Source organism: Synechococcus sp. LTW-R (assembly GCF_014217875.1).
GTDB lineage: Bacteria > Cyanobacteriota > Cyanobacteriia > PCC-6307 > Cyanobiaceae > Vulcanococcus.
This window is the reverse complement of the sequence record NZ_CP059060.1, coordinates 861,955-881,020: the sequence shown is the minus strand read 5'-3', so window position 1 is coordinate 881,020 and position 19,066 is coordinate 861,955. Positions and strand designations below refer to the sequence as shown.

Genomic DNA, 19,066 nt, shown 5'->3' with positions numbered 1-19,066 from the left:
ATCTTTCTTCTTGGCTGTTAACGGACGGCGCGTTCTTGCGACGTTAGAACTGGGTTTTGGATCACATCCGTGAGCCATTCCAAAGACCATTCCCCCGGCTCTCAGTCGCACGTCCCTGGCGTCTCTGAACCGCTTCGCGTGGACGCGTCTGAGCAATCAGTCCCTGGCGCTGCAGACCCGCAGGATTGCGACGTCCGCTGGCGCGAGCAACTCCTGGAGCGTGGATCAACACCCGCGCGCCTCTTTTTTTGATCGCTTGGCATTAATTCGCCGTTAATCCATCGGCCCGTCAGCGGCGTTAGCTCTGGAGCATGCCGCTGCTCAGGCCGTGGTGAAATTCAGACCTGCGAATGATGTCACCTGCTTGGCCTACGTGCAGGGGGCCATGCACGACAACCTCAGGCGGATCGTCGCCCTTCAGTCCGATGTTCTGGCGGATCAGGATCCAGAACCTTTGCATCAGCTCAGGGTCAACCTGCGGCAACTGAAAACCCTTCGGCTTCAGTTCTCGGCGCTCGGGGTCTGGCCTGAGGAGCTCAGTGCCCCCCGCATCGCCAAACTGGGCCGTCGGCTTGGACTCACCCGCGATCTGGATGTCCTGCGTCAGCGGATTGAGGTGTCCTGGTTGCCGCTCCTGCCCGAGGCCGAAGTGGTGGCGATCAAACCGTTTCGCAAGCAGCTCAAGCGGGAGCGTCGACTGGCGTTTGCTGAGCTCAGCGAAACCCTCCCTAGCCAGCGCTACCTGAAGTTGCTCTCTCGCTTGCAGGTCTGGATTAAGAGCCCCACGGGTACGGCTCAAGCGGCGGAGCCGGTGCGCGATTGGCTGCCCGAGCTCCAGGGGCAGCTCATTGGCGATCTCTTTCTGCTGCCGGGTTGGACGGCTCCTGAGGCGCGTGAGCCGGGGTCGGCTGCCGTTCTGCATCAGTTGCGCAAGCGCCTGAAAACGCTCCGCTACGGCCTGGCCCATTTCCATCAGGCCGCCGTCGTGGACCACGGCTCCCTGCTGGCCCAGCTCAAGGCGCTGCAGGATTGTCTGGGGGACCTCAATGACCTGGTTGTGTTGCGGGGAGCCCTGCGTAGCAGCCTCGATCTCAATCCCAAGAAGGCGCTGCCGCGGTTCACGGAACTCCTCGATGCCGCGCACGATCAGGCCTGGCTGCGTTGGTTGGAGCTCTCCCAGGCCTGGCGCACCAAGGGGGATCGCTTGCGCCTGTATCAACGGCTGCTGGGGCTAACCGACGCTTAACCAAATGGCTACCCAGCCTTTGTGGCGCCTCCGGTTGGCCTCCATACATTTCACTGGACGCCTGAGCACACCGCTCCATGGTTTTCACGCCTAGCCGTTCCTCGAGCCTTCGCGGAATGCTCGAAGAGACCTTTCAGCGCCGCGATCTGGTCACCCTGACCGCCGGTAGCCGCGTGCCGATGCTGCGCAACCACGTCTGGTTGGTGGCGCGCGGCATGGTCAAGCTGAGCTCGATGAACGAGCAGGGGGAAGATGTTCTCCTGGCTCTTGCCGGTCCGAATGAACCCTTCGGCGAGCCCCTCAGCAACCTGGACCTCTACGAGGCCACGACCCTGAGCGATTGCGATCTGCTCTGCCTGCCGATGGAGGAGATCCAGCAGACCCCGCATCTGGTCAGCACCTTGATGTTGGCCTTGATCAGCCGCACCCGTCAGTCCGAAGCCTTGATCGCCTTGCTCGGACTGCGCCGGGTGGAAGATCGGGTGCGCGGCTTCCTCGAGTTGCTCGCCGAGGAGTACGGCCAGCCCTGTGAGGAGGGCCTGCGCCTCAACCTGCGCCTGACCCATCAGGACATTGCCGGTGCCTTGAGCACCACCCGCGTCACCGTGACCCGGGTCTTGGGGTTGCTGCGGGAAGAGGGCTGGCTCAAGCTCAACGGTCAGCGCCAGCTGGTGATCAGCAACCTGCCCCTCAGCGAAGCGGCCTGATCCTCAGGCCCTTGGGAGGAGCAGTTCCACGACGGCTCCTCCCCCTGGATGGTTGCGGGCCCGCACCAGGCCCCCTTGGCTGAGGGCGATCTGACGCACGATCGCGAGGCCAAGGCCGCTGCCATTCCTGGGGCCCCGGGCCCGGGCAGGGTCCCCTCGGTAAAACCGCTCGAACATGCGATCGAGATCGGTTGCGCTGAAGCCCGGTCCGTGGTCACGAACGGCGATGAGGCACCAGCGGTCCCGTTCTTCGATGCTCAGGTCAATGCTCTTGCCGTCGGGGCTGTAGCGCAGGGCGTTGTCGATCAGGTTGAAGACTGCCTGGTGCAACCGAGCCGGTTCAACGCAGACCTGTCTGGCCTGGTCCCGCTTGGGCTCGATCTGTAGTTCGATGCCCCGCGGGATCGCGAGTTCCTGCAGGGTCGCCCAGGCCTGACCAATGACGTCCCTGGGGTCGATGGCGGCCGGTGGCCGGCTGCGGCTGGCCAGGGCGTTGTCCAATCGCGAGAGATCCAACAGGTCGCCCACCAATTTCTGCAGTCGCTCGAGCTCTTTCTCCAGGCGCTCCACGAGCACCGCTTGGCGACCTTCGGCCTTGAGCGAGAGGCTTTCGCTGACCAGCCGCAGTGCGGTGATCGGTGTCTTGAGCTCATGGGCCACATCGCTGACCCACTGCTCCTGTTGCTGCAGTTGCAGCTTGAGCGGGTTGCTGCCTTCGATCTGCAGCGCCAGCCAGCTCCGTTCTCCGGGCATGACCCGGACGGAGAGATCGTTGCGGCCGATGCTCCATTCGCCGCGTTGGGCCAGACCGGTGTTGCGGCACAGCTCCAGCAGGTGCAGGAGCTCGGCACTGGGCTCGAGGTCATTGAGGTGTTGAATCTGCGGGGCCAGGGAGCCCCCGCGAACCAGGAGTGATTCAGCCCGCTCATTCATGATCTCGATCCGGTTCGCGCCATCGAGGACCAGCCAGCCCTGGGGCGCGGCGCTGATCCATTCGCGCAACTGAAGGTCAGGGATCGGTTGCCGGCGACGCAGCTGCGTCGGCACGGACACGCGCTTGCGCGTCACGCCCCGCCAGAGTCCAACGCTGAGGGCGCCGAGGCCAAAGCCGAGCGCCAGCTGCAGGGCTGTTTCCGCACTCATCGCCTATCCGAAGCGATAGCCAAAGCCCCGCACCGTCACCAGCTTCGTGGGTTTGGAGGGGTCCTCTTCGATCTTTTCGCGCAACCAGCGGATGTGGACGTCCACGGTTTTGTTGTCACCGATGTAGTCGAACCCCCAGACCTGCTCAATCAATTGCTCGCGGCTCCAGACCCGTTTGGGGTGCTGCATGAAGAGCTCGAGCAACTTGAACTCCTTGGGGGAGAGCTTGAGCTCGAGCCCGTCCAGGCAGACGCGGCATTCCGCCGGGAACAGGCTCAGGTTCTCCGTCTTCAGTTCGCTCGCCTGTTGCTCACTCGGTTGATGGCGCCGGAGCAGGGCGCGGCAGCGGGCCACCAGTTCCCGGATGCCGAAGGGTTTGACTAGGTAGTCATCGGCCCCCAGCTCGAGCCCGAGCACGCGATCGGTTTCGGTGTCCCGGGCGCTGACCATCAGCACGAGGGGCCGCTGCGGCAGTTCGATCAATTTGCGGCAGAGATCAAGGCCGTTGATGCCCGGGAGCATCACATCGAGAACGATCAGCTCAAACGGTTCTTTCTTCAGGCGATCCCAGGCGCTCTGGCCGTTGGTCGCCGGAGTGACGCTAAAGCCTTCGAGCTCCAGCGCCTCGCAGACCGTCTCACGGATGGTGTCGTCGTCTTCGACCACCAACAGGCGCGCTGTGTTGGTGGCAGCGGTGACGTTGATCATCCCTGCATTTTGTCGAGTTGTGCCTGTCGCGCAGGACACAACAGGGCTGTGCTCAGGCCTTTTTGTCTTCATCCAGTTCGCACTGGATGAGATCGGGATTGGTCAGCCGCTCGAGGACCTTCTGCAGATCTACAGGGGAGAGCTCGCCATCGCTTCCCCATTTGAGGCTGGTGCTGGAGGCCGAGCGTTGCTTGGCGTCCTGGCTTGGCTGTTGGCTGATGCTGTCGGGCCCCATGCCGTTGCTTTGTCCTGAATCCCACACTAAAGCGGCGCCCCTCGCGTGGCGATTGGTAAGCGCAGAAAAAAGCCCCCTGCCGAAGCAGGAGGCTGATGGGTTTGGTGTGTGAGTTGTGCGTGAGGAGTGGTTCTGAGAATCAGAACTTGATGCGGGTGGTCAGAGCGCCACCGAAGACGCCGAGGTTGGAGCCTTGGTCGGAGGTCTGGGCGTAGCCGGCACCAGCAGAGCTGGGGTTGCTCATGTAGAAGAGCACCGGGGTCACAGCGATGTTGTCGCTGACCTGGAACTTGTAGAAGCCTTCCATCACGTAGCCAGCATCGAACGGGGTGGTGCCGTTGCGGGTGCTGGTCACGAAGGTGGGCTGACCGATAGCAAAGCCACCAGTGTTGCCCTTGGCGAAGGCGTCATCCCACTGCAGACCCACAGTCCAGGACTGGGTGGACTGAATGTTCATGACATTCAGGTTGCCAGCGACGTTGGGCTTACCGCTGCTCTTCAGAGCAGCACCTGTTTGAGCAGGCTTGCTGCCGGTGTAAGGGGTGCTGTAGGAGTAAGCGTTGTAACCCCAGCCGGTGCTGATCGAGGGGATCAGGCCGGTGTTCTTCGGACGCCAGGCAAGAGTCGCGGCGAAGCCGTTGCGGTTGCCCTTGGTTTTGGCATCAACGATGTTTCCATCGATGCCATTGCAAGGGATGTCAACCATGGTGGCTTCCGTGCCCTCACGGGTGGTGTCGTCACCGCACTGGGTGTAGTTCCAGCCGAAGCTGGCCTTCCACTGATTGGCGTTGTAGGCCAGCTGAGTCAGGGTCGAGGCCTCACTCTTGGCCGTCATGATGCCTTTGTCACCGTCGTTGCCTTCTGAGGTGACATAGCTGCTGGAAACGGTGAAGTAGGGCTGGCCCTTCTTCACTTTCTGCTTCCAGATCGCGCCAACCAGGGAGCCGGTGGCTTTGTTGTAGGTGCCAGGAGCACCGAAGAGCTGGAAGAAGTCCAGACCGGACCAACCCTTGTAATAGAAGGGCTTGGTGCCCAGGAACTCGGTGTTACGAGCAACGGGGCCAACAGCGAACTTGAACTCTTTACCGACGGGGAAGCGGTAGTAGAGGCGGCTGACCTTGATGGCGTTATCGGTGGCTTCGGCCTTGTCAAACTTGGTCAGCTTGAAGCCTTTGCCGTCGAAGGGGCTGTTGTCGAAGTTGCCAGCGCGCAGGCGGGTGTAGAGCAGGTCCTTGCCGGTGAAGCTCGTCTTGAGGTTCAAGCGAGCGTCGTACACCATGTGCAGGGCGCCGTAGTTCTTGTTGTACCAGTCGCGGCTGCCGGTACCAGCGCTGTTGCTCTTGCCGCCGGTGGCGGTGACGCCGCCCAGGGCCCAGTAGTAGTCGCCTTCGAGCTTGGTGGTGGTGGAGAACTGGGTTGCTTCCAGTTCGCCCACGCGGGCCTCGAGGCCGTCAACGCGGCCCTTGAGGATGGCGAGCTCGCGCTCGAATTCCTTCATCAGACGCTTGAGCTCGTCGGTCACTTCAGTGATCCGATCGAGGCAAGCATTCAGCAGTGCGGCCGCCTCGTAGCGGGTCATCGCACGGTTGCCGCGGAAGGTGCCGTTGGGGTAGCCAGCGACGCAGCCGTAGCGCTCGATCAGGTTGCTCAGTGCCTGATAAGCCCAGTCGGTGGGCTGCACGTCGGAGAACTGGGTGATCGAAGTCACCTGCTCTTCGGTGCCGTAAGCACTGAAGCCGGAGAGGTTGACGTCAGCGGCGTTTGCAGCGACAGGAGCCAGAAGGCCCAGAGCTGCAGGCGCCAGAAGAAGCTTCTGGAACAGTTTCATGGTCCTCACACCAATAGAGGAATTGAGACGACCCAAAAAAATGGGTCAGCTAAAAATTAGCTAGCGAAAAATTACCATTCGGTAATTACGGCTGCAAATAGATTGTGTGCCTGCATACAAGCTGGCGTTGAATATTGCATCTCTTAAATGTATCTTTGTTCATCCTTAACCGCTTCTTAACTGGAGCCAAGTCTCCCCTTGAATTTCTTGGACGCCTCCCTTGTTGTTGAAGGCGATCGACTCCCGTCTCTAGTCACTTGATGGGCTGTCCAGGATTGAGATGGGGCTTCGCTCGATAAAGTTTGGCCATGCGTAAAAGATCCACCCAGTTGATCAAACGACTGCTGCCGCTCTCGGCCTCTTGCTTGGCACTTGCAGCTCCCTTGTCAGCACCAGTCGCCTACGCGCAGGCAGGCTCCAGTTCCGGCTTCGAGTTTCGCTGGGATAACTCTCGCGACTTCCGAAAGCTCTACTACTTCTTGACCCTGGCGGATGCGGAAGCTCGCTCGGATTACTACTTGGTGCTGGGTCCGAAAGACCGCAAAACCGCCCTGCTCAAGCTCGCGATTTCAGTCCCGTCCTATTTCGACGCCAAGATCAATGCTTCTGACGTGAGTCTTTGCACGATCAAGCAGGGCGGCATTGCCTCAAAGACCCGTTGTCTTGAGACCATCCCGGCGACGGTGGAGGTCGCCCCCGATGGCACCGCGATTGAGATTTTCCCCGATCGGCCTGTGCCGACCGGGACCACCATCGGCGTTTACATGCAGATCTTCAACCCGAGCGCAGGCATGTATCAGTTCAACGCCCTCGGCCAGGCTCCGGGTGCGGTTCCGATCTCTGGCTACCTCGGCAGCTGGGTGATCGAAATCAATCGTACCGGCGAGTAGCCGGCATCACGACGCTTATCGCCGATAGGGCCACGGGTAGACGCCGGGGCCCGCCTTAAAGCTGGCGACCTCAAGCTCAAGCGCATCTCGGCCGGCGCGTTGCACGGTGATACTGCCGAGGGATTTCACCGCTTGGATGGGAGCAGGAAATTCTCGTTTGGAGAGTGGTGAACCCACTTCTACCGGTGCAATCAAAACCCCTTGGCTTGGACTACTTGGGTTGAGGGAGGGCCAGTAGGCAAAGCCGCGCGGGTCGTTGCTCAAGGTCGTGAAACGCCCCGGGCCCTCCTCCCCAAGCGCCAGGGCCAGAAAGCCCGGGATCTCATAGCGGTGGGAGGCGATGACCTCCGCCGCCTGTACGGCGGACCAGATCTCCGGGTTGGACTGCAACGCCTTTCGCACTTCGGCGGGCTGCATCAACTGGGCGGATGGATCCTCCCGAGTTGGTAGCCAGCTCTGAAGGATTCCCCATCGCATTTGCAGCCCTGCCACCAACAAAAGAGGCGGCAGGGTGCAGCCCGTGAAGAGGGCGCCGCCGCGCACCCTGCGGGACGCCCAACCCTTGGATGCGATCCAGGCAGAGGCCATCGGCAGAGCGACCCACCAGGCGGGCACCAGCCAGCTGGCCATCACCTGCATGCGTCCAGCCAGAACGGCAAAGACCAAGAGCTGCGGTATCGCGAGCATCCGCAGGAGAGGTGTGGCCGGTTTGTCGTTCCAGTCACCGCGATGCCTCGGCCACAGCACCGAAAGCAGTGTGATCCCGGCGGTGGGGAACAGCAGCCCGAGCTGTGTCAGCAGAAAGAGGACTGAGTGGCCGAGCACGAAGCTGTTGCTTGCTCCCGTTCTGCCCGATTGGAAGGCGAATGAAATCCAGTCGTTCTGGCTATTCCAAAGCCAGAGGGGCGCAGCCAGAGTGGCCCAGATCAGAAGACTGAGGTAAGGCCAGGGTTGCCGCCAATGCTGCCTTGACCTTGGGTTGCTGAATGAGGCCAGAAGCAGCGAGCCAAGGACGATGAAGGCGTGATATTTCGAGAGTGTGATTGCTGCGGCAATCGCGCCAAGCTCAAGCGCTTCACGGGCCGTCGTCGGTGTCAGCTGCGGGTGCCGGGACAGCCACCAGAGCAGCAGGGCCAGGCCGAGTAGCAGGGGGCTATCTGGCAGCAGGAAAACGCCTCCGCAGAGAAAGAGCAGCGGGCAGCTGCTTCCGAGCAGCACCAGCCAGAAGTGAGCCGACTTGCCGTACCAGCGCTTCGTTGCATCGGCGAGAAGGACCAAGGCCGCGGTGTAGCTCAGCAGCGAGGGCAGCCGCAGGGCCAAGGTGTTTCCGCCGATCTGTTGTCCAGCCCAGGACCAGATCCCAACGGCAACGGGGTGGTCGAAGTAGCTGAGATCAAGTTGTCTGCCGTAGAAGACGTAGTAGGCCTCGTCGTATCCCGGTGGGAGCAGTGCAGCCAGCAGAAGGCGAAGACAGAACCCCAGTCCCAGGACAAACCAAACCATCTGCTCTCTTCTGTGCCAGGCGACTTACTTGGATTCCGAGATCACCAATCCTGTTTGACCGGACAAGGCAGGGCCAACCGGGACTCCCAGGCGGGTGAGGCCCTGTGCCGCCAGGATTGCGATGGCGAATGACAGGACAATCAACTTGCGATCAGACATCGATCAAGTCTTGATCTCTTTATTCTTTGGAGTCCTGGGTGCTCAAGCAAGCACAGCTCGTTGTCATCTCCAGCACGGTCGTGGCTCGAGATCGTGTCCGCCTACTTATGACTGTTGTGTTGTCGAAAACCCCTCAATGTGATGCTTGTTGCATCACGCATCTGGAGGTCTGACCAAGATAGGAGCACCGCTGGTTTGCAGAGAGGACTGCGATGACAAGTAGCCGCCCATGGCGCGAATGGGTGGCTACTTGTCATCGCTCCTTTGCCGCAGGTGATTAACAAGCGTTTAAGGCGATGACCGTTGGTTTGCTGCCAGCCTGATTCCAGGCTGGAGCGTTCTTTTGCCTGTCTATCGCGTTGATTGCGACGGAGCGCCAGTTCTGATGGAGCTTGCGTTCGATGATCTCGAGACAGCAGCGCGAGAAGCCTGTCTTTGGGCGACGGAGACAGGCACTGAGCTGCAGCGGTTAGAGAACTTGGACACAGGGCAATCCGCGTTGATTCGTTGTGATCAGCCGGGTTCCCCGCTGCTTCCGCCTCTCTGGCGGTGACCTGCAGCAGTTGTATACCTCGATACGCTCGGCTTGATTAGCCTGGATCGGGTTCGGGAAAGGTCATGTCGCGTACGACTCGCTTGATCAAGCGTCTTGATAAAGCACTCGCTGATTACAAAACCTTTGGGTCCCATCCCGATGCATTTGTGGACGAACTGTTTGCAGAGATCGACGATGATGTCCAGGTCTTGCTCGGTAAGTCCAAGCCTTCCCACTGGGAAGAGATGTATGTGGAGCGGGATCGCGCGGTGATCAAAACTTTGGTCTTGAACCGCGCGATGTCCATGGGTGCCTCGAACTGACGCTTAACCCGCGTAGGGGATGAAGTTCGCCTTGCGGGTGCCGCAGATTGGGCAGCTCCAGTCGTCGGGGATGGCCTCAAACGGTGTGCCCGCGGCGATGCCGGAATCGGGATCCCCTTGGGCCGGGTCGTAGATCACGCCGCAGACCTTGCAGATCCAGCGGCCGCTTGAAATGTCTGCGCCTTGGGGTTCTTCGCCTGCCCCGGTGAGGGTGGCCAGGACTTGGCCGTAGCGCCCGGCGTGGTGTTGCTCCACGGGGGCGAGCAGGCCGAAATTGCGGGCGGCGGTTTTGAAGATCCCGGCGTGTTCCTTGGATTCGTCCATCTGCTCGTTGAATTCCGCCACGGCCTGGGCATCGCGGTCCCGCTGGGCTTGGGCAGCGAATGAGGGGTACATCACCTCGTATTCGTAGGTCTCACCTTCGATCGCCAGTTCCAGGCAGCGCGCCAAGAGGGCGTTCTTGGCTTCTTGGTCCAGGGCGTCTGGGTTCTCCACCACCAGCTCGGGGTGCAGCAGCCGGAAGTGGGCAAAGGCGTGTTCGGTTTCCTGTTGGGCGGTCTCGCGGAACAGCCGCGCCAGGTCGCCGTGGCCGAACTGCTTGGCCAGATCGGCGAAAAACAAGTATTTGCGGTTGGCCATGCTCTCGCCGCCAAAGGCCGCTTCGAGGTTCTGCAGGGTGCCGTGGTCCATCGGTCTTGCATCGACTGCACCAAGTCTAGCCGCTAGGTCGAAGTCGTTATGACTACGTGATGGTTGTTGAGTATTTCTACCTAGGGTTCGGGCGCTTGGAGTCCTTACTTATTTATCTATTGCGGCTTTGAATCCCGAAGCAGGGCTGCCGAGTTCGCCCCCCTCTGGTTAGATCTGGGATAAGCGCGTCTTCTTTCAGGGGCCATGGGCCATCACCAGGTATTGATCGTGGGCGGCGGTGCCGCCGGAATCACCGTGGCGGCTCGCCTCAAGAAAGCCCGCCCGGCCTTGGATATCGCCATCCTTGAGCCTTCGAGCGATCACTACTACCAACCGGGTTGGACCCTGGTGGGTGGCGGGGTCTTCAGCCTCGAGCAGACCCGCCGCAATGAGGCCAGCCTGATCCCCGCTGGCGTCAGCTGGATCCGCGAGTCCGTCGCGGGCTTCGCTCCTGAGAGCAACAGCGTCAGCACGAGCGGCGGCCAAACCATCAGCTACGACGCGCTCGTGGTGGCCACCGGCATGAAGCTCAACTGGGACGCCATCAAGGGCCTCCCGGACGCCCTGGGCAAAGGCGGCGTCTGCAGCAACTACTCCAAGGATTTCGCGGCCTACACCTGGGAGTGCATTCAGAACTTCAAGGGCGGCAACGCGGTCTTCACCTGCGCGCCGATGCCGATCAAGTGCCCCGGTGCGCCCCAGAAGATCGCCTATCTGGCCGACGACGCCATCAAGCGTGATCCGGCTATCGCCGCCAAGAGCAAGGTCATCTACGCGACGGCCACCCCTGGCATTTTTGGCGTTCCGACCTATGCCGCCCCCCTGCGGGAGGTGGTCGCGCGGAAGGGCATCGATGCCCGCTACTCCCACACCCTGATCGAAGTCCGTCCGGCCAGCAAAGAGGCGGTCTTCAAGGTCAGCAAAGAGGGTGAGGAGCCCCGCGAGGAGGTCATCAACTACGAGCTCCTGCACGTCACCCCGCCGATGGCGGCCCCCGATGTCGTTGCCCAAAGCTCCTTGGCTGCCGCCAGTGGTTTTGTCGAGGTGGGCAAGCACAACCTCCAGCACGTTCGTTTCCCGAACGTCTTCGCCATTGGCGATGTCAGCGGGATGCCCAACTCCAAGACCGCAGCCGCGGTTCGCGGTCAGGCCCCGGTGCTGGTGACCAACCTGCTGGCCCAGCTCGAAGGCGGCCAAGGTCAGGGCTCCTACGACGGCTACAGCTGCTGCCCGCTGATCACCGGCTACGGCAAGACGATCATGGCCGAGTTCAACTACGAGCAGCAGCCCGTTCCCTCCTTCCCCCTGGATCCCACCAAGGAGCGCTGGAGCATGTGGGTCATGAAGACCGCGGTGTTGCCCTGGGTCTATTGGAACCGGATGCTGAAGGGTGGTGACCACGAGCGCCGCTTCATCCCCGGGGTGAAGTAGTGGCTGACGTTCTCGTCCTGGCCGCCAGCAACGGGGAAAACCTCAAGCTGGCGGAGCGCTTTGCGGCGACCGCCCGCAGCCAAGGCCGCAGCGCTGAGGTGCTGGATCTCACCGCCGTTGCTCTGCCGCTGTTCACCCCGCGGGCCCAGGAGCAGGGCACTCCGGCTGCCCTTGCGGCGCTGCAGCATACGCTGATGGAGACCCCGCGCTGGGTGATCTGCGCCCCGGAATACAACGGTTCGATACCGCCGGTGCTCACCAGCGCCATTGCTTGGCTCTCGGTCCAGGGCAGCGACTTCCGTGCCCTCTTCAATGGCCGGCCGGTGGTGATCGCCACCCACTCCGGCGGCGGTGGCACCACGGTCATGACCGCCCTGCGCCTCCAGCTGGCGCACTTAGGAGCCCACGTCGTTGGTCGTCAGCTGGTCAGCAACAAGAACCAGCCAGCTCAAGACGACAGCATTGCGGACCTGCTCGCCAGACTGCAGACGCTTCAAGCCCCTGAGTGATGCCCCCGCTGTTGCGCTCCGCAGCTGAGCGTTTTCACAGCCAGCTCGATTGGCTCGACAGCTGGCACAGCTTCTCCTTTTCCAGCCACTACGACCCGGCCTGGATGGGCTTTGGTCCCCTGCGCGTCATCAACGATGACGTGATCGCCGCGGGCCAAGGATTTGGTATGCACCCGCACCGGGACATGGAGATCATCACGGTGATGGTCGAGGGGGAGTTGCACCACCGCGATTCCATGGGCCATGCCGAGGTGCTGCGCGCCGGCGAGGTGCAGCGCATGAGCGCCGGCACCGGCGTGGTCCATAGCGAGGTCAACGGTGGGCAGGCCCCCTGCCGCCTGCTGCAGATCTGGATCGAACCGGCCACGGCCGGCATCGCCCCGGCCTACGAACAGAAACCCTTCGCCCTGCAGCAGGGCTGGACCGCCTTGATCGATCCGGAAGCCGCTGGTGAGGCGATGGCGATCCATCGGCCCGTTCGGCTCTGGCGGGCCCAGGTGGACGCCGGAACCCAACTGCCTTGGCCCGCTAGCGGCAGCTGCGCCAGTTGGATTCAGATCATCAACGGCGGCTTGGCGGCCCCCCAGCCCCTGTGCCGCGGCGATGGCCTGGGCCTGGCGGCCGGTGAGGCCCCGCCGTCCCTTGAGGCTGGAGCGGCGGGGGTGGATCTGCTGCTCTTTGAACTGAGTTAGCCGGACACGCGCGGCTGTGTTCTGCGTTGCTGCACGGATCAGCTGTTGCCGCCAGTGTTGGGGCGATGTCCCTCTTGCGTCCCCTCCCCGTGGAATTCCGGCTGACGGATCGAGGCGGCGAGCCCCATCCGGTGCTTGATGACCTGTTTGAGAGCGTTGAGCTGGCCCAGAGCACCGCACTGGCTTGGCTGGTCCATCAGGGTCTGATTGATCCGGCCTTCCCTGCGGAGCTGCAGGAGCAATTGATGACCCAGTTCGTGGGCCTTGAGCGCCGCACCCCCAGTGGCGACTGGCGCACCCTGCGCTAGCTGGCAGGCCGTCCCCGATGATGGTGTCACTCTGATACCAAAGTGGCCATGCCAAGCGCTGAGCGTTTTGCTGCCCTGCAGACCATTCAGCGGCGCAAGCCCGCTGCGGTGACCAAGCCTTCAGCCCTGCATGAGATCTGGGCTGATGACGTCTTCACCCTGGCTCGGATGAAGGAGGCCCTGCCTCGCCAGGTGTTCAAGTCGCTCCAGAAAACCATCCGTGAAGGTGGTGCGATCGACCCCTCCATCGCCGACTCCGTGGCGAACGCGATGAAGGACTGGGCGACCAGCCGCGGCGCCCTCTACTACTCCCACGTCTTCTATCCGCTCACCAACCTGACCGCGGAGAAGCACGACGGTTTCATCACCCCGAAGAGTGATGGCCGTGCCATCAGCGCTTTCACCGGCAAGTTGCTGGTGCAGGGTGAGCCCGACGGCTCCTCCTTCCCGAACGGTGGCCTGCGCTCCACCTTCGAGGCCCGCGGCTACACCGCCTGGGACGCCACCAGCCCGGCTTGGCTAATGCGCACCCCCAACGGGGTGACCCTCTGCATCCCCACAGTCTTCGTCTCCTGGACCGGGGAAGCCCTCGACAAGAAGACCCCACTGCTGCGCTCGAACGCAGCCGTGAACCGCCAGGCCCGCCGGGTGCTGCAACTGCTCGGTGAGACCGAGATCGCCCCGATCAACTCCAGCTGCGGGGCGGAGCAGGAGTACTTCCTGGTGGACAACGCCCTGATGGCGCTCCGCCCTGACCTGCAGCTCTCCGGTCGCAGTCTGTTTGGCGCGCCTCCGGCCAAGGGGCAGCAGTTCGACGACCACTACTTCGGCGCCATCCCCGAGCGGGTTCAGGTGTTCATGCAGGACGTCGAAGATCAGCTTTACCGCCTGGGTGTTCCCGCGAAGACTCGCCACAACGAGGTGGCCCCGGGCCAGTTCGAGATCGCTCCGGTGCACGAGGCCGCCAACGTTGCGACCGATCACCAGCAGCTGATCATGACCGTGCTCAAGAGCACGGCTAAAAAGCACGGCTTCACCTGCCTGCTGCACGAGAAGCCCTTCGCCGGCGTCAACGGCAGCGGCAAGCACGTCAACTGGTCGATCGGCAACAGCACCCAGGGCAACCTGCTGGACCCCGGCAGTACCCCCCACGAGAACATGCAGTTCCTGCTGTTCTGCGGCGCTGTCATCCGCGGCGTTCACCAGTACGGCCCGCTGATGCGCGCCGCGATTGCGACCGCCAGCAATGACCACCGCCTCGGTGCCAACGAGGCGCCTCCGGCGATCATCTCGGTCTACCTCGGTAGCCAGCTCGAGGACGTCTTCAACCAGATCAAGGCCGGTCAGCTCAAGAGCTCGGCCACCGGCGGAATGATGCGTCTGGGCATTGACAGCCTGCCGGAGTTCCCCAAGGACGCCGGCGACCGCAACCGCACCTCCCCCTTCGCCTTCACCGGCAACCGGTTCGAGTTCCGCGCCGTCGGCTCCGGCCAATCCGTGGCTGGCCCCCTGGTGGTGCTGAACACGGTTCTTGCCGATTCCCTGGCCTGGATCGCCGATCAGCTGGAGGCGCGCACCGCCAAGGGCGAGAGCGTCGAGCAGGCGAGCATGGCCGTGCTGCAGCAGATCACCAAGGAGAACGGCAACGTGATCTTTGGCGGCGACGGCTACTCCAGCGAGTGGCATGAAATGGCCGTCAAGGAGCGCGGTCTGGAGAACCTGCGCACCACCGCGGATGCTCTGCCGGTGCTGCAGCGTCCCGCCATCCGCGACCTTTTCTCCCGCCACAACGTCCTCAGCCCCGTTGAGCTGGAGAGCCGTTTCGAGGTCTACTCCGAGCAGTACTGCCTGGCGATCGAGGTGGAGGCCCGCCTGGCCGTGCGGATCGCCCGCACCCAGCTCTACCCCGCCGTCAGCGCCTACCTGGGCGAGCTGGCTGGTTCCCTGCAGGAGCAGGAGGCCATCGGTCTGAATCCCTCGAAGACGATCGCGCAGCAGATCTCTGCTCTGAACCAGCAGCTGCTGGACCGCGCCGCCGCTCTGGAGACCGCCCTGGGCAACGCGCCCCACGGCGCCGAGGCCCACATGCGCCATTGCGCCGATCAGCTGATGGTGCGCATGGGCGAGCTGCGGGAAGCCGCCGATGCCCTCGAGGGACTGGTGGATGACACCGCCTGGCCCCTGCCCACCTACCAGGAGATGCTGTTCGTCCGTTGAGGCACGACAGCTGCAGGAGTGCAGTCGCTCTGCGCTCCTGCTTGATCGCCCAAACTCGACCTGAGTGGACCGTGATCTCTAGGTTCTCTCTGTAGCGAACTGAACGCGCTCTCTCTACGTTCCGCGCGGGACTTCGGTTCTGGGGAGGAAAGGCCGGGCCGGTGCTTGGCCTTTTTTCTTTGTCTCAACCCAATGTGGGTGTCTCTCTCTAGAGGCGTTCTTTGACCTTGGACACCAGTCGGTTCAAGACGTGAACGATGGTCGAGGGTTCCTTAGAAGAACTGGGTGGTTGGAAGAGTGAGCTCAACTGAGCGGGTTTTGCTTGTTTGTTGGCAAGACTCTCCTTGCGAATCTTCCGGCGCTGTTGTTGCAGGACATCGCGGGACTCCCGGAGGTTGAGCAGGCGCTTTTCCATGGACTTGCAGTGTTCCTTAGGCGTCGACGTGATCGTGTCGTTCGGCTTCTGTCCGACCGGTGTGGCACCACTGCATCAATGCTAGTTCCGGTTGGTTTTGCCAGTCCGCGGCACTGCGAGTTTTGGTTTGGGTAGCTGTTCAGGCAGGCCATCCCTGAGCGGCCGCTGCCGGGCCATCCAGACCCGTTGGGCAACTGGCCCCATCAATCCGCGGGCCAGTGTCAGCCCATGGCGCAGCGGGCTGCTGTACCCGATGAGATGGCCTTGGCGGGCCTCAGCCTCTTGCAGCTGCTGCAAACGCTTCACCTCGGTTCGGCGTTGTTGCTCGATCGCTGCTGAAGCCGCGTCGAGATCATCGCCGGCAAGGAGTGCCTCGGCTGCAACCACGCTGTCCCGCAGGGCCAGGTTGATCCCCTGGGCGCGAATCGGACTCATCGGGTGGGCGGCGTCGCCAAGCAGAAGCAGGCCAGGTTGCTGCCAGCGCTCGGCCATGCCGACCTGCACTTTGAAGCGCACGGGGGCACGCAGGCTTGCGCCACGCTCGATGAGCAACGGCGCCAGGGGGGCGGGCGCCAGGTTGGCTAGCCGCTGCGCCCACTCCTCAGACGCGAGGTTGTCCCGCTCTTCCCCTGGCTTGAGTAGCCAGGCCAGTTGCAGATGCCCTGAGGCATTCAGGCAGGCACTGCCGATCCGCCCGCCCGCCACTAGGGTTTGAAACCCCCAGATGCAGTCCTTGGGGATCGGTCCGGGCAGTTCAAACCAGAGCAGCTCCAGCGGCTTTCCCAAGCACTTGAGCTGGATTCCGGCCTGTTGACGCAGTAGGGATCCGCGTCCATCGCAGCCGATGACCAGGTCTGCCTCTAGTTGTTCGCCGTTGCTGAGTTCGACGCCGCTGATGCGTGATCCCCGCTTCAGCAGCTGCCGAACGGCTTGACCGGGTCGCCACTGCAGGCGCGGGCAGCGTCGCGCCCGCTCGAGCAGTGCCTCAAGGAGGGCCTCTTGGGGCACCAGGGTGCAGGGCTGCAGGGAGCCCAGGGGTTCGGCGACACGAAACAAACGCCGCCGCTCCAGCCAGACGCTCCATCCCTCCAAGGGGCGCTGCGGCAGCTCCTTCAGTAGCGGCAGGAGTCCCATCTGGGCCAGGGCCTGTTGGCCGCTGGGCATCAGGGCTTCGCCGCGAAATTGCCGCTTGAAGCGCTCGCTGGCTTCGATCAGCGCGACCTCGGCTCCCCCTTCGGCCAGCTGCAGGGCCAGGCTCAAGCCAGCGGGCCCCGCTCCGACAACGATGAAACGGGGTGGTGGGCTCACTCAGCCGTCAGCAGCCTGAACCCAGTGAAGAACAGGGAGATCCCAAAGAGGGTGCCGACGGCCCAGAGGCTGTCGCTGGGCCACTCGGCCACCAGCAGGCCACCCAGGAGTGCGGTCACCAGACCATCAGCCAGCACCAGGCCCCGCGCTTCTGCCTGGCTGGCGGCGGCGGCAGCCAGCTCCATGACTCCCTCGAAGATCAGAAGCAGACCGACGAAGAGGGTCAGGCTGATTTCGCTCTCGACGGGATACGCCACCACCCAGATCCCCGCCACCACATAGAACAGGCCAGAGAGGCGGCGGAAGACCTTGCCTTTGCTGTCCTCAGCCTGCCCGAGGCGGAGCAGTTGGGTGACGCCGGCCACCGCGGCGATCACGCCAATGCTCAGGGTCAGTGCGGTCGCGGAAATGAAGGGCAGCGCGATCGAGGTGACCCCCGCCATAAAGAGCAGAACGGCCGCGATGCGATGCAGGGTTTTGGGGGGCACGGCCCGATCACAAAATCAACCGAACCTTAGAAACGGTTTCCCTATTTGCCTGCTCAGTTCTTAGGGTGCGGCAACAGATGTGTGTGCAGCCCAAAGCCCCATGGCCGCGATCTTCAGCGATAACAGCCTCACGATCGGCCGCACCCCACTGGTCCAGCTCAACCGCATCACCGAGGGCTGTGGTGCGCGGGTGCTGGCCAAGATCGAGGGGCGCAACCCGGCCTATTCGGTGAAGTGCCGAATCGGTGCGGCGATGGTGGCGGCAGCGGAGCGCGACGGTCTGCTGGGTCCCGGTAAGGAGCTGATCGAGCCCACCAGTGGCAACACCGGCATTGCCTTGGCCTTCGTGGCTGCGAGCAAGGGGATCAAGCTCACCTTGACCATGCCGGAAACGATGAGCCTGGAGCGGCGCAAGCTGCTGACGGCCTTTGGTGCCCATCTCGAGCTCACCGAAGGTCGTCTGGGGATGACCGGGGCCGTGAACCGGGCCAAGGAAATCGCGGCGAGCGACCCCGATCGCTACGTGCTGCTGCAGCAGTTCGTGAACCCCGCGAACCCCCAGGTGCACCACGACACCACGGGCCCTGAGATCTGGAGCGATACCGACGGCAACGTCGACGTCTTTGTTTCTGGCGTCGGCACCGGCGGCACCTTGACCGGCGTGAGCCGCTACATCAAGAACACCCTGAATAAGCCGCTGCACACGGTCGCCGTCGAGCCGATCAACAGCCCGGTGATCAGCCAGACCAAAGGTGGTCAAGCACTGCAGCCCGGTCCCCACAAGATCCAGGGGATCGGCGCGGGCTTCGTGCCCGGCAACCTCGACCTGGCCATGGTCGATTCCGTCGAGCAGGTTGGGGATGACGAGGCCGTCGAGATGGCCCGCCGCCTCGCCAAAGAGGAGGGGATCCTGGCCGGCATCAGCTGCGGGGCCGCCACCGTGGCAGCCCTGCGCCTGGCCAAGGATCCAGCCAATGCCGGCAAGACGATCGTTGTGGTCCTCCCCGACTCTGGCGAGCGTTATCTCAGCTCGGTCCTCTTCGCGGGGATCTTCAACGAGAGCGGCCTGCCGGTCGGTTGATCAGTCGGCCATCGGGGTGACGCCCTGCAGCTTGTCGTTGAGCTGCATCGCCATGGACTGACGGCCGACGGCGAGAACCTTCAAGGTGTCTTCGTGCATGCGCAGCTGGGCATCGGCAACCTGCATGCCGCGCACCAACTCTTTGACTTCCTCAGGCAGGGCGTTGAGGTCGTAGCGCTTCCCCTCAAAGGTCAGAACGGGGGGGATCTGGGCGGCGGAGTCGGTCACGACACAAGGCGGTAGACCGGGTCACCTTACGGGTCTTTCTTGGTCTCTGCCGGTGGGATTTGCTTGGGCAGGGGCCGCAGCGGTCGCTTGAAAAAGAACATCAGCAACTGACCCACCTGGGTGGTGGTCGTGAGCTCCCAGCCCTCCTTGCCCAGCAGGTTCAGGAAGTGCTGCAGCTGCTCGGCGGGATGCTTCGGGGCGGCCTTCGCCTTGGCCTGTTGCTCGGGGCCGTACTGCTGCGGAAATTCCCGGCTGATGAATTCCGGGCTGAGCTTGCCGCCCATCCGCTCGCTGGCCACCTTCGGGTCCGGTGGGGCCGGCGGGTTGTTGTTATCCACATTGATGTGGATGACCCGGTACTCCCAGACGGGCATCTCACCGAGTGGCTTCGCGGTGGGGCCCGGGTCCGTCATGAACCCAGG

Annotated in this window: 22 protein-coding genes; 10 read left to right on the top strand and 12 right to left on the bottom strand. The window is 62.9% G+C overall.

Annotated features, from left to right (window positions below):
* Positions 1 to 331 precede the first annotated feature (331 nt).
* Positions 332 to 1,246, top strand: coding sequence for a CHAD domain-containing protein (locus tag H0O22_RS04995; protein WP_185187879.1), 915 nt, complete (start codon positions 332 to 334; stop codon positions 1,244 to 1,246).
* 77 nt (positions 1,247 to 1,323) lie between these two features.
* A complete protein-coding gene (locus H0O22_RS04990) occupies positions 1,324 to 1,953 on the top strand; it encodes a Crp/Fnr family transcriptional regulator (protein ID WP_185187878.1) in 630 nt (209 codons plus the stop codon).
* 3 nt (positions 1,954 to 1,956) lie between these two features.
* Here H0O22_RS04990 and H0O22_RS04985 read toward each other — a convergent pair whose 3' ends face one another.
* The 4 genes from H0O22_RS04985 to H0O22_RS04970 form a co-directional block, all read right to left on the bottom strand.
* A complete protein-coding gene (locus H0O22_RS04985; protein ID WP_185187877.1) occupies positions 1,957 to 3,096 on the bottom strand; it encodes a cell wall metabolism sensor histidine kinase WalK in 1,140 nt (379 codons plus the stop codon).
* A gap of 3 nt (positions 3,097 to 3,099) precedes the next feature.
* Complete coding sequence (locus tag H0O22_RS04980) at positions 3,100 to 3,804, bottom strand: response regulator transcription factor (RefSeq protein ID WP_185187876.1); 705 nt, start codon at positions 3,802 to 3,804, stop codon at positions 3,100 to 3,102.
* 52 nt (positions 3,805 to 3,856) lie between these two features.
* Positions 3,857 to 4,039: a hypothetical protein gene (locus tag H0O22_RS04975; RefSeq protein WP_185188473.1), complete on the bottom strand. Its 183-nt coding sequence runs from the start codon at positions 4,037 to 4,039 to the stop codon at positions 3,857 to 3,859.
* 139 nt (positions 4,040 to 4,178) lie between these two features.
* Positions 4,179 to 5,867 (bottom strand): iron uptake porin, encoded by a 1,689-nt coding sequence (locus H0O22_RS04970; protein ID WP_185187875.1) that lies wholly within the window; start codon positions 5,865 to 5,867, stop codon positions 4,179 to 4,181.
* Between the two features lie 308 nt (positions 5,868 to 6,175).
* Here H0O22_RS04970 and H0O22_RS04965 point away from each other — a divergent pair, with 308 nt between their 5' ends.
* On the top strand, positions 6,176 to 6,757 hold the full coding sequence (locus H0O22_RS04965) for a DUF2808 domain-containing protein (RefSeq protein ID WP_255439483.1): 582 nt from the start codon (positions 6,176 to 6,178) through the stop codon (positions 6,755 to 6,757).
* A 15-nt stretch (positions 6,758 to 6,772) separates the two neighbouring features.
* Here the strand turns inward: H0O22_RS04965 and H0O22_RS04960 are convergent, their stop codons facing one another.
* Both H0O22_RS04960 and H0O22_RS13315 read right to left on the bottom strand, forming a co-directional pair.
* Positions 6,773 to 8,260, bottom strand: a complete 1,488-nt coding sequence (locus tag H0O22_RS04960) for a glycosyltransferase family 39 protein (protein ID WP_185187874.1) — start codon at positions 8,258 to 8,260, stop codon at positions 6,773 to 6,775.
* A 24-nt stretch (positions 8,261 to 8,284) separates the two neighbouring features.
* Positions 8,285 to 8,419 (bottom strand): hypothetical protein, encoded by a 135-nt coding sequence (locus H0O22_RS13315; protein WP_255439482.1) that lies wholly within the window; start codon positions 8,417 to 8,419, stop codon positions 8,285 to 8,287.
* A gap of 618 nt (positions 8,420 to 9,037) precedes the next feature.
* Here H0O22_RS13315 and H0O22_RS04955 point away from each other — a divergent pair.
* Positions 9,038 to 9,277 (top strand): hypothetical protein, encoded by a 240-nt coding sequence (locus H0O22_RS04955; RefSeq protein ID WP_185187873.1) that lies wholly within the window; start codon positions 9,038 to 9,040, stop codon positions 9,275 to 9,277.
* Between the two features lie 3 nt (positions 9,278 to 9,280).
* Here the strand turns inward: H0O22_RS04955 and H0O22_RS13385 are convergent, their stop codons facing one another.
* A complete protein-coding gene (locus tag H0O22_RS13385) occupies positions 9,281 to 9,967 on the bottom strand; it encodes a rubrerythrin family protein (protein WP_185187872.1) in 687 nt (228 codons plus the stop codon).
* Between the two features lie 204 nt (positions 9,968 to 10,171).
* Between H0O22_RS13385 and H0O22_RS04945 the strand changes: the two genes are divergently transcribed.
* From H0O22_RS04945 to H0O22_RS04925, 5 genes are all read left to right on the top strand, one after another.
* Positions 10,172 to 11,398, top strand: a complete 1,227-nt coding sequence (locus tag H0O22_RS04945) for an FAD/NAD(P)-binding oxidoreductase (protein WP_185187871.1) — start codon at positions 10,172 to 10,174, stop codon at positions 11,396 to 11,398.
* A complete protein-coding gene (locus H0O22_RS04940) occupies positions 11,398 to 11,907 on the top strand; it encodes an NADPH-dependent FMN reductase (RefSeq protein ID WP_185187870.1) in 510 nt (169 codons plus the stop codon). Before H0O22_RS04945 ends, H0O22_RS04940 begins: the two co-directional genes overlap by 1 nt.
* Positions 11,907 to 12,599 (top strand): pirin-like bicupin family protein, encoded by a 693-nt coding sequence (locus H0O22_RS04935; protein WP_185187869.1) that lies wholly within the window; start codon positions 11,907 to 11,909, stop codon positions 12,597 to 12,599. The genes H0O22_RS04940 and H0O22_RS04935 overlap by 1 nt, the downstream gene beginning before the upstream one ends.
* 65 nt (positions 12,600 to 12,664) lie before the next feature.
* Complete coding sequence (locus H0O22_RS04930) at positions 12,665 to 12,907, top strand: hypothetical protein (RefSeq protein ID WP_255439481.1); 243 nt, start codon at positions 12,665 to 12,667, stop codon at positions 12,905 to 12,907.
* Positions 12,908 to 12,955: 48 nt separating this feature from the next.
* Positions 12,956 to 15,124 (top strand): glutamine synthetase III, encoded by a 2,169-nt coding sequence (locus H0O22_RS04925; RefSeq protein WP_185187868.1) that lies wholly within the window; start codon positions 12,956 to 12,958, stop codon positions 15,122 to 15,124.
* Between the two features lie 208 nt (positions 15,125 to 15,332).
* Here the strand turns inward: H0O22_RS04925 and H0O22_RS04920 are convergent, their stop codons facing one another.
* The 3 genes from H0O22_RS04920 to H0O22_RS04910 form a co-directional block, all read right to left on the bottom strand.
* Positions 15,333 to 15,539, bottom strand: coding sequence for a hypothetical protein (locus tag H0O22_RS04920; protein ID WP_185187867.1), 207 nt, complete (start codon positions 15,537 to 15,539; stop codon positions 15,333 to 15,335).
* 81 nt (positions 15,540 to 15,620) lie between these two features.
* Complete coding sequence (locus tag H0O22_RS04915) at positions 15,621 to 16,847, bottom strand: FAD-dependent oxidoreductase (RefSeq protein ID WP_185187866.1); 1,227 nt, start codon at positions 16,845 to 16,847, stop codon at positions 15,621 to 15,623.
* The gene (locus H0O22_RS04910) at positions 16,844 to 17,335 is read right to left on the bottom strand and encodes an HdeD family acid-resistance protein (protein ID WP_185187865.1); all 492 of its coding nucleotides are present in this window, start codon (positions 17,333 to 17,335) and stop codon (positions 16,844 to 16,846) included. Before H0O22_RS04910 ends, H0O22_RS04915 begins: the two co-directional genes overlap by 4 nt.
* Positions 17,336 to 17,435: 100 nt before the next feature.
* On the opposite strand from H0O22_RS04910, the gene cysK reads away from it, so the two are divergent.
* Positions 17,436 to 18,416, top strand: coding sequence for a cysteine synthase A (gene cysK, locus H0O22_RS04905; protein ID WP_185187864.1), 981 nt, complete (start codon positions 17,436 to 17,438; stop codon positions 18,414 to 18,416).
* Here cysK and H0O22_RS04900 read toward each other — a convergent pair whose 3' ends face one another.
* On the bottom strand, positions 18,417 to 18,644 hold the full coding sequence (locus H0O22_RS04900; RefSeq protein ID WP_185187863.1) for a DUF6447 family protein: 228 nt from the start codon (positions 18,642 to 18,644) through the stop codon (positions 18,417 to 18,419). It abuts the gene before it with no gap.
* A gap of 26 nt (positions 18,645 to 18,670) precedes the next feature.
* Entirely contained in the window at positions 18,671 to 19,057 is a 387-nt protein-coding gene (locus H0O22_RS04895; RefSeq protein ID WP_185187862.1) for a hypothetical protein, read from the bottom strand.
* Between the last annotated feature and the right edge of the window lie 9 nt (positions 19,058 to 19,066).

What these genes read in the sequence shown, in the direction of transcription:
- H0O22_RS04990 (WP_185187878.1), top strand. Translation starts at nt 1,324, where the DNA reads ATGGTTTTCACGCCTAGCCGTTCCTCGAGCCTTCGCGGAATGCTCGAA.
- H0O22_RS04985 (WP_185187877.1), bottom strand. Translation starts at nt 3,096, where the DNA reads ATGAGTGCGGAAACAGCCCTGCAGCTGGCGCTCGGCTTTGGCCTCGGC.
- H0O22_RS04980 (WP_185187876.1), bottom strand. Translation starts at nt 3,804, where the DNA reads ATGATCAACGTCACCGCTGCCACCAACACAGCGCGCCTGTTGGTGGTC.
- H0O22_RS04975 (WP_185188473.1), bottom strand. Translation starts at nt 4,039, where the DNA reads ATGGGGCCCGACAGCATCAGCCAACAGCCAAGCCAGGACGCCAAGCAA.
- H0O22_RS04970 (WP_185187875.1), bottom strand. Translation starts at nt 5,867, where the DNA reads ATGAAACTGTTCCAGAAGCTTCTTCTGGCGCCTGCAGCTCTGGGCCTT.
- H0O22_RS04965 (WP_255439483.1), top strand. Translation starts at nt 6,176, where the DNA reads ATGCGTAAAAGATCCACCCAGTTGATCAAACGACTGCTGCCGCTCTCG.
- H0O22_RS04960 (WP_185187874.1), bottom strand. Translation starts at nt 8,260, where the DNA reads ATGGTTTGGTTTGTCCTGGGACTGGGGTTCTGTCTTCGCCTTCTGCTG.
- H0O22_RS13315 (WP_255439482.1), bottom strand. Translation starts at nt 8,419, where the DNA reads ATGTCTGATCGCAAGTTGATTGTCCTGTCATTCGCCATCGCAATCCTG.
- H0O22_RS04955 (WP_185187873.1), top strand. Translation starts at nt 9,038, where the DNA reads ATGTCGCGTACGACTCGCTTGATCAAGCGTCTTGATAAAGCACTCGCT.
- H0O22_RS13385 (WP_185187872.1), bottom strand. Translation starts at nt 9,967, where the DNA reads ATGGACCACGGCACCCTGCAGAACCTCGAAGCGGCCTTTGGCGGCGAG.
- H0O22_RS04945 (WP_185187871.1), top strand. Translation starts at nt 10,172, where the DNA reads ATGGGCCATCACCAGGTATTGATCGTGGGCGGCGGTGCCGCCGGAATC.
- H0O22_RS04935 (WP_185187869.1), top strand. Translation starts at nt 11,907, where the DNA reads ATGCCCCCGCTGTTGCGCTCCGCAGCTGAGCGTTTTCACAGCCAGCTC.
- H0O22_RS04930 (WP_255439481.1), top strand. Translation starts at nt 12,665, where the DNA reads ATGTCCCTCTTGCGTCCCCTCCCCGTGGAATTCCGGCTGACGGATCGA.
- H0O22_RS04925 (WP_185187868.1), top strand. Translation starts at nt 12,956, where the DNA reads ATGCCAAGCGCTGAGCGTTTTGCTGCCCTGCAGACCATTCAGCGGCGC.
- H0O22_RS04920 (WP_185187867.1), bottom strand. Translation starts at nt 15,539, where the DNA reads ATGGAAAAGCGCCTGCTCAACCTCCGGGAGTCCCGCGATGTCCTGCAA.
- cysK (WP_185187864.1), top strand. Translation starts at nt 17,436, where the DNA reads ATGGCCGCGATCTTCAGCGATAACAGCCTCACGATCGGCCGCACCCCA.
- H0O22_RS04895 (WP_185187862.1), bottom strand. Translation starts at nt 19,057, where the DNA reads ATGACGGACCCGGGCCCCACCGCGAAGCCACTCGGTGAGATGCCCGTC.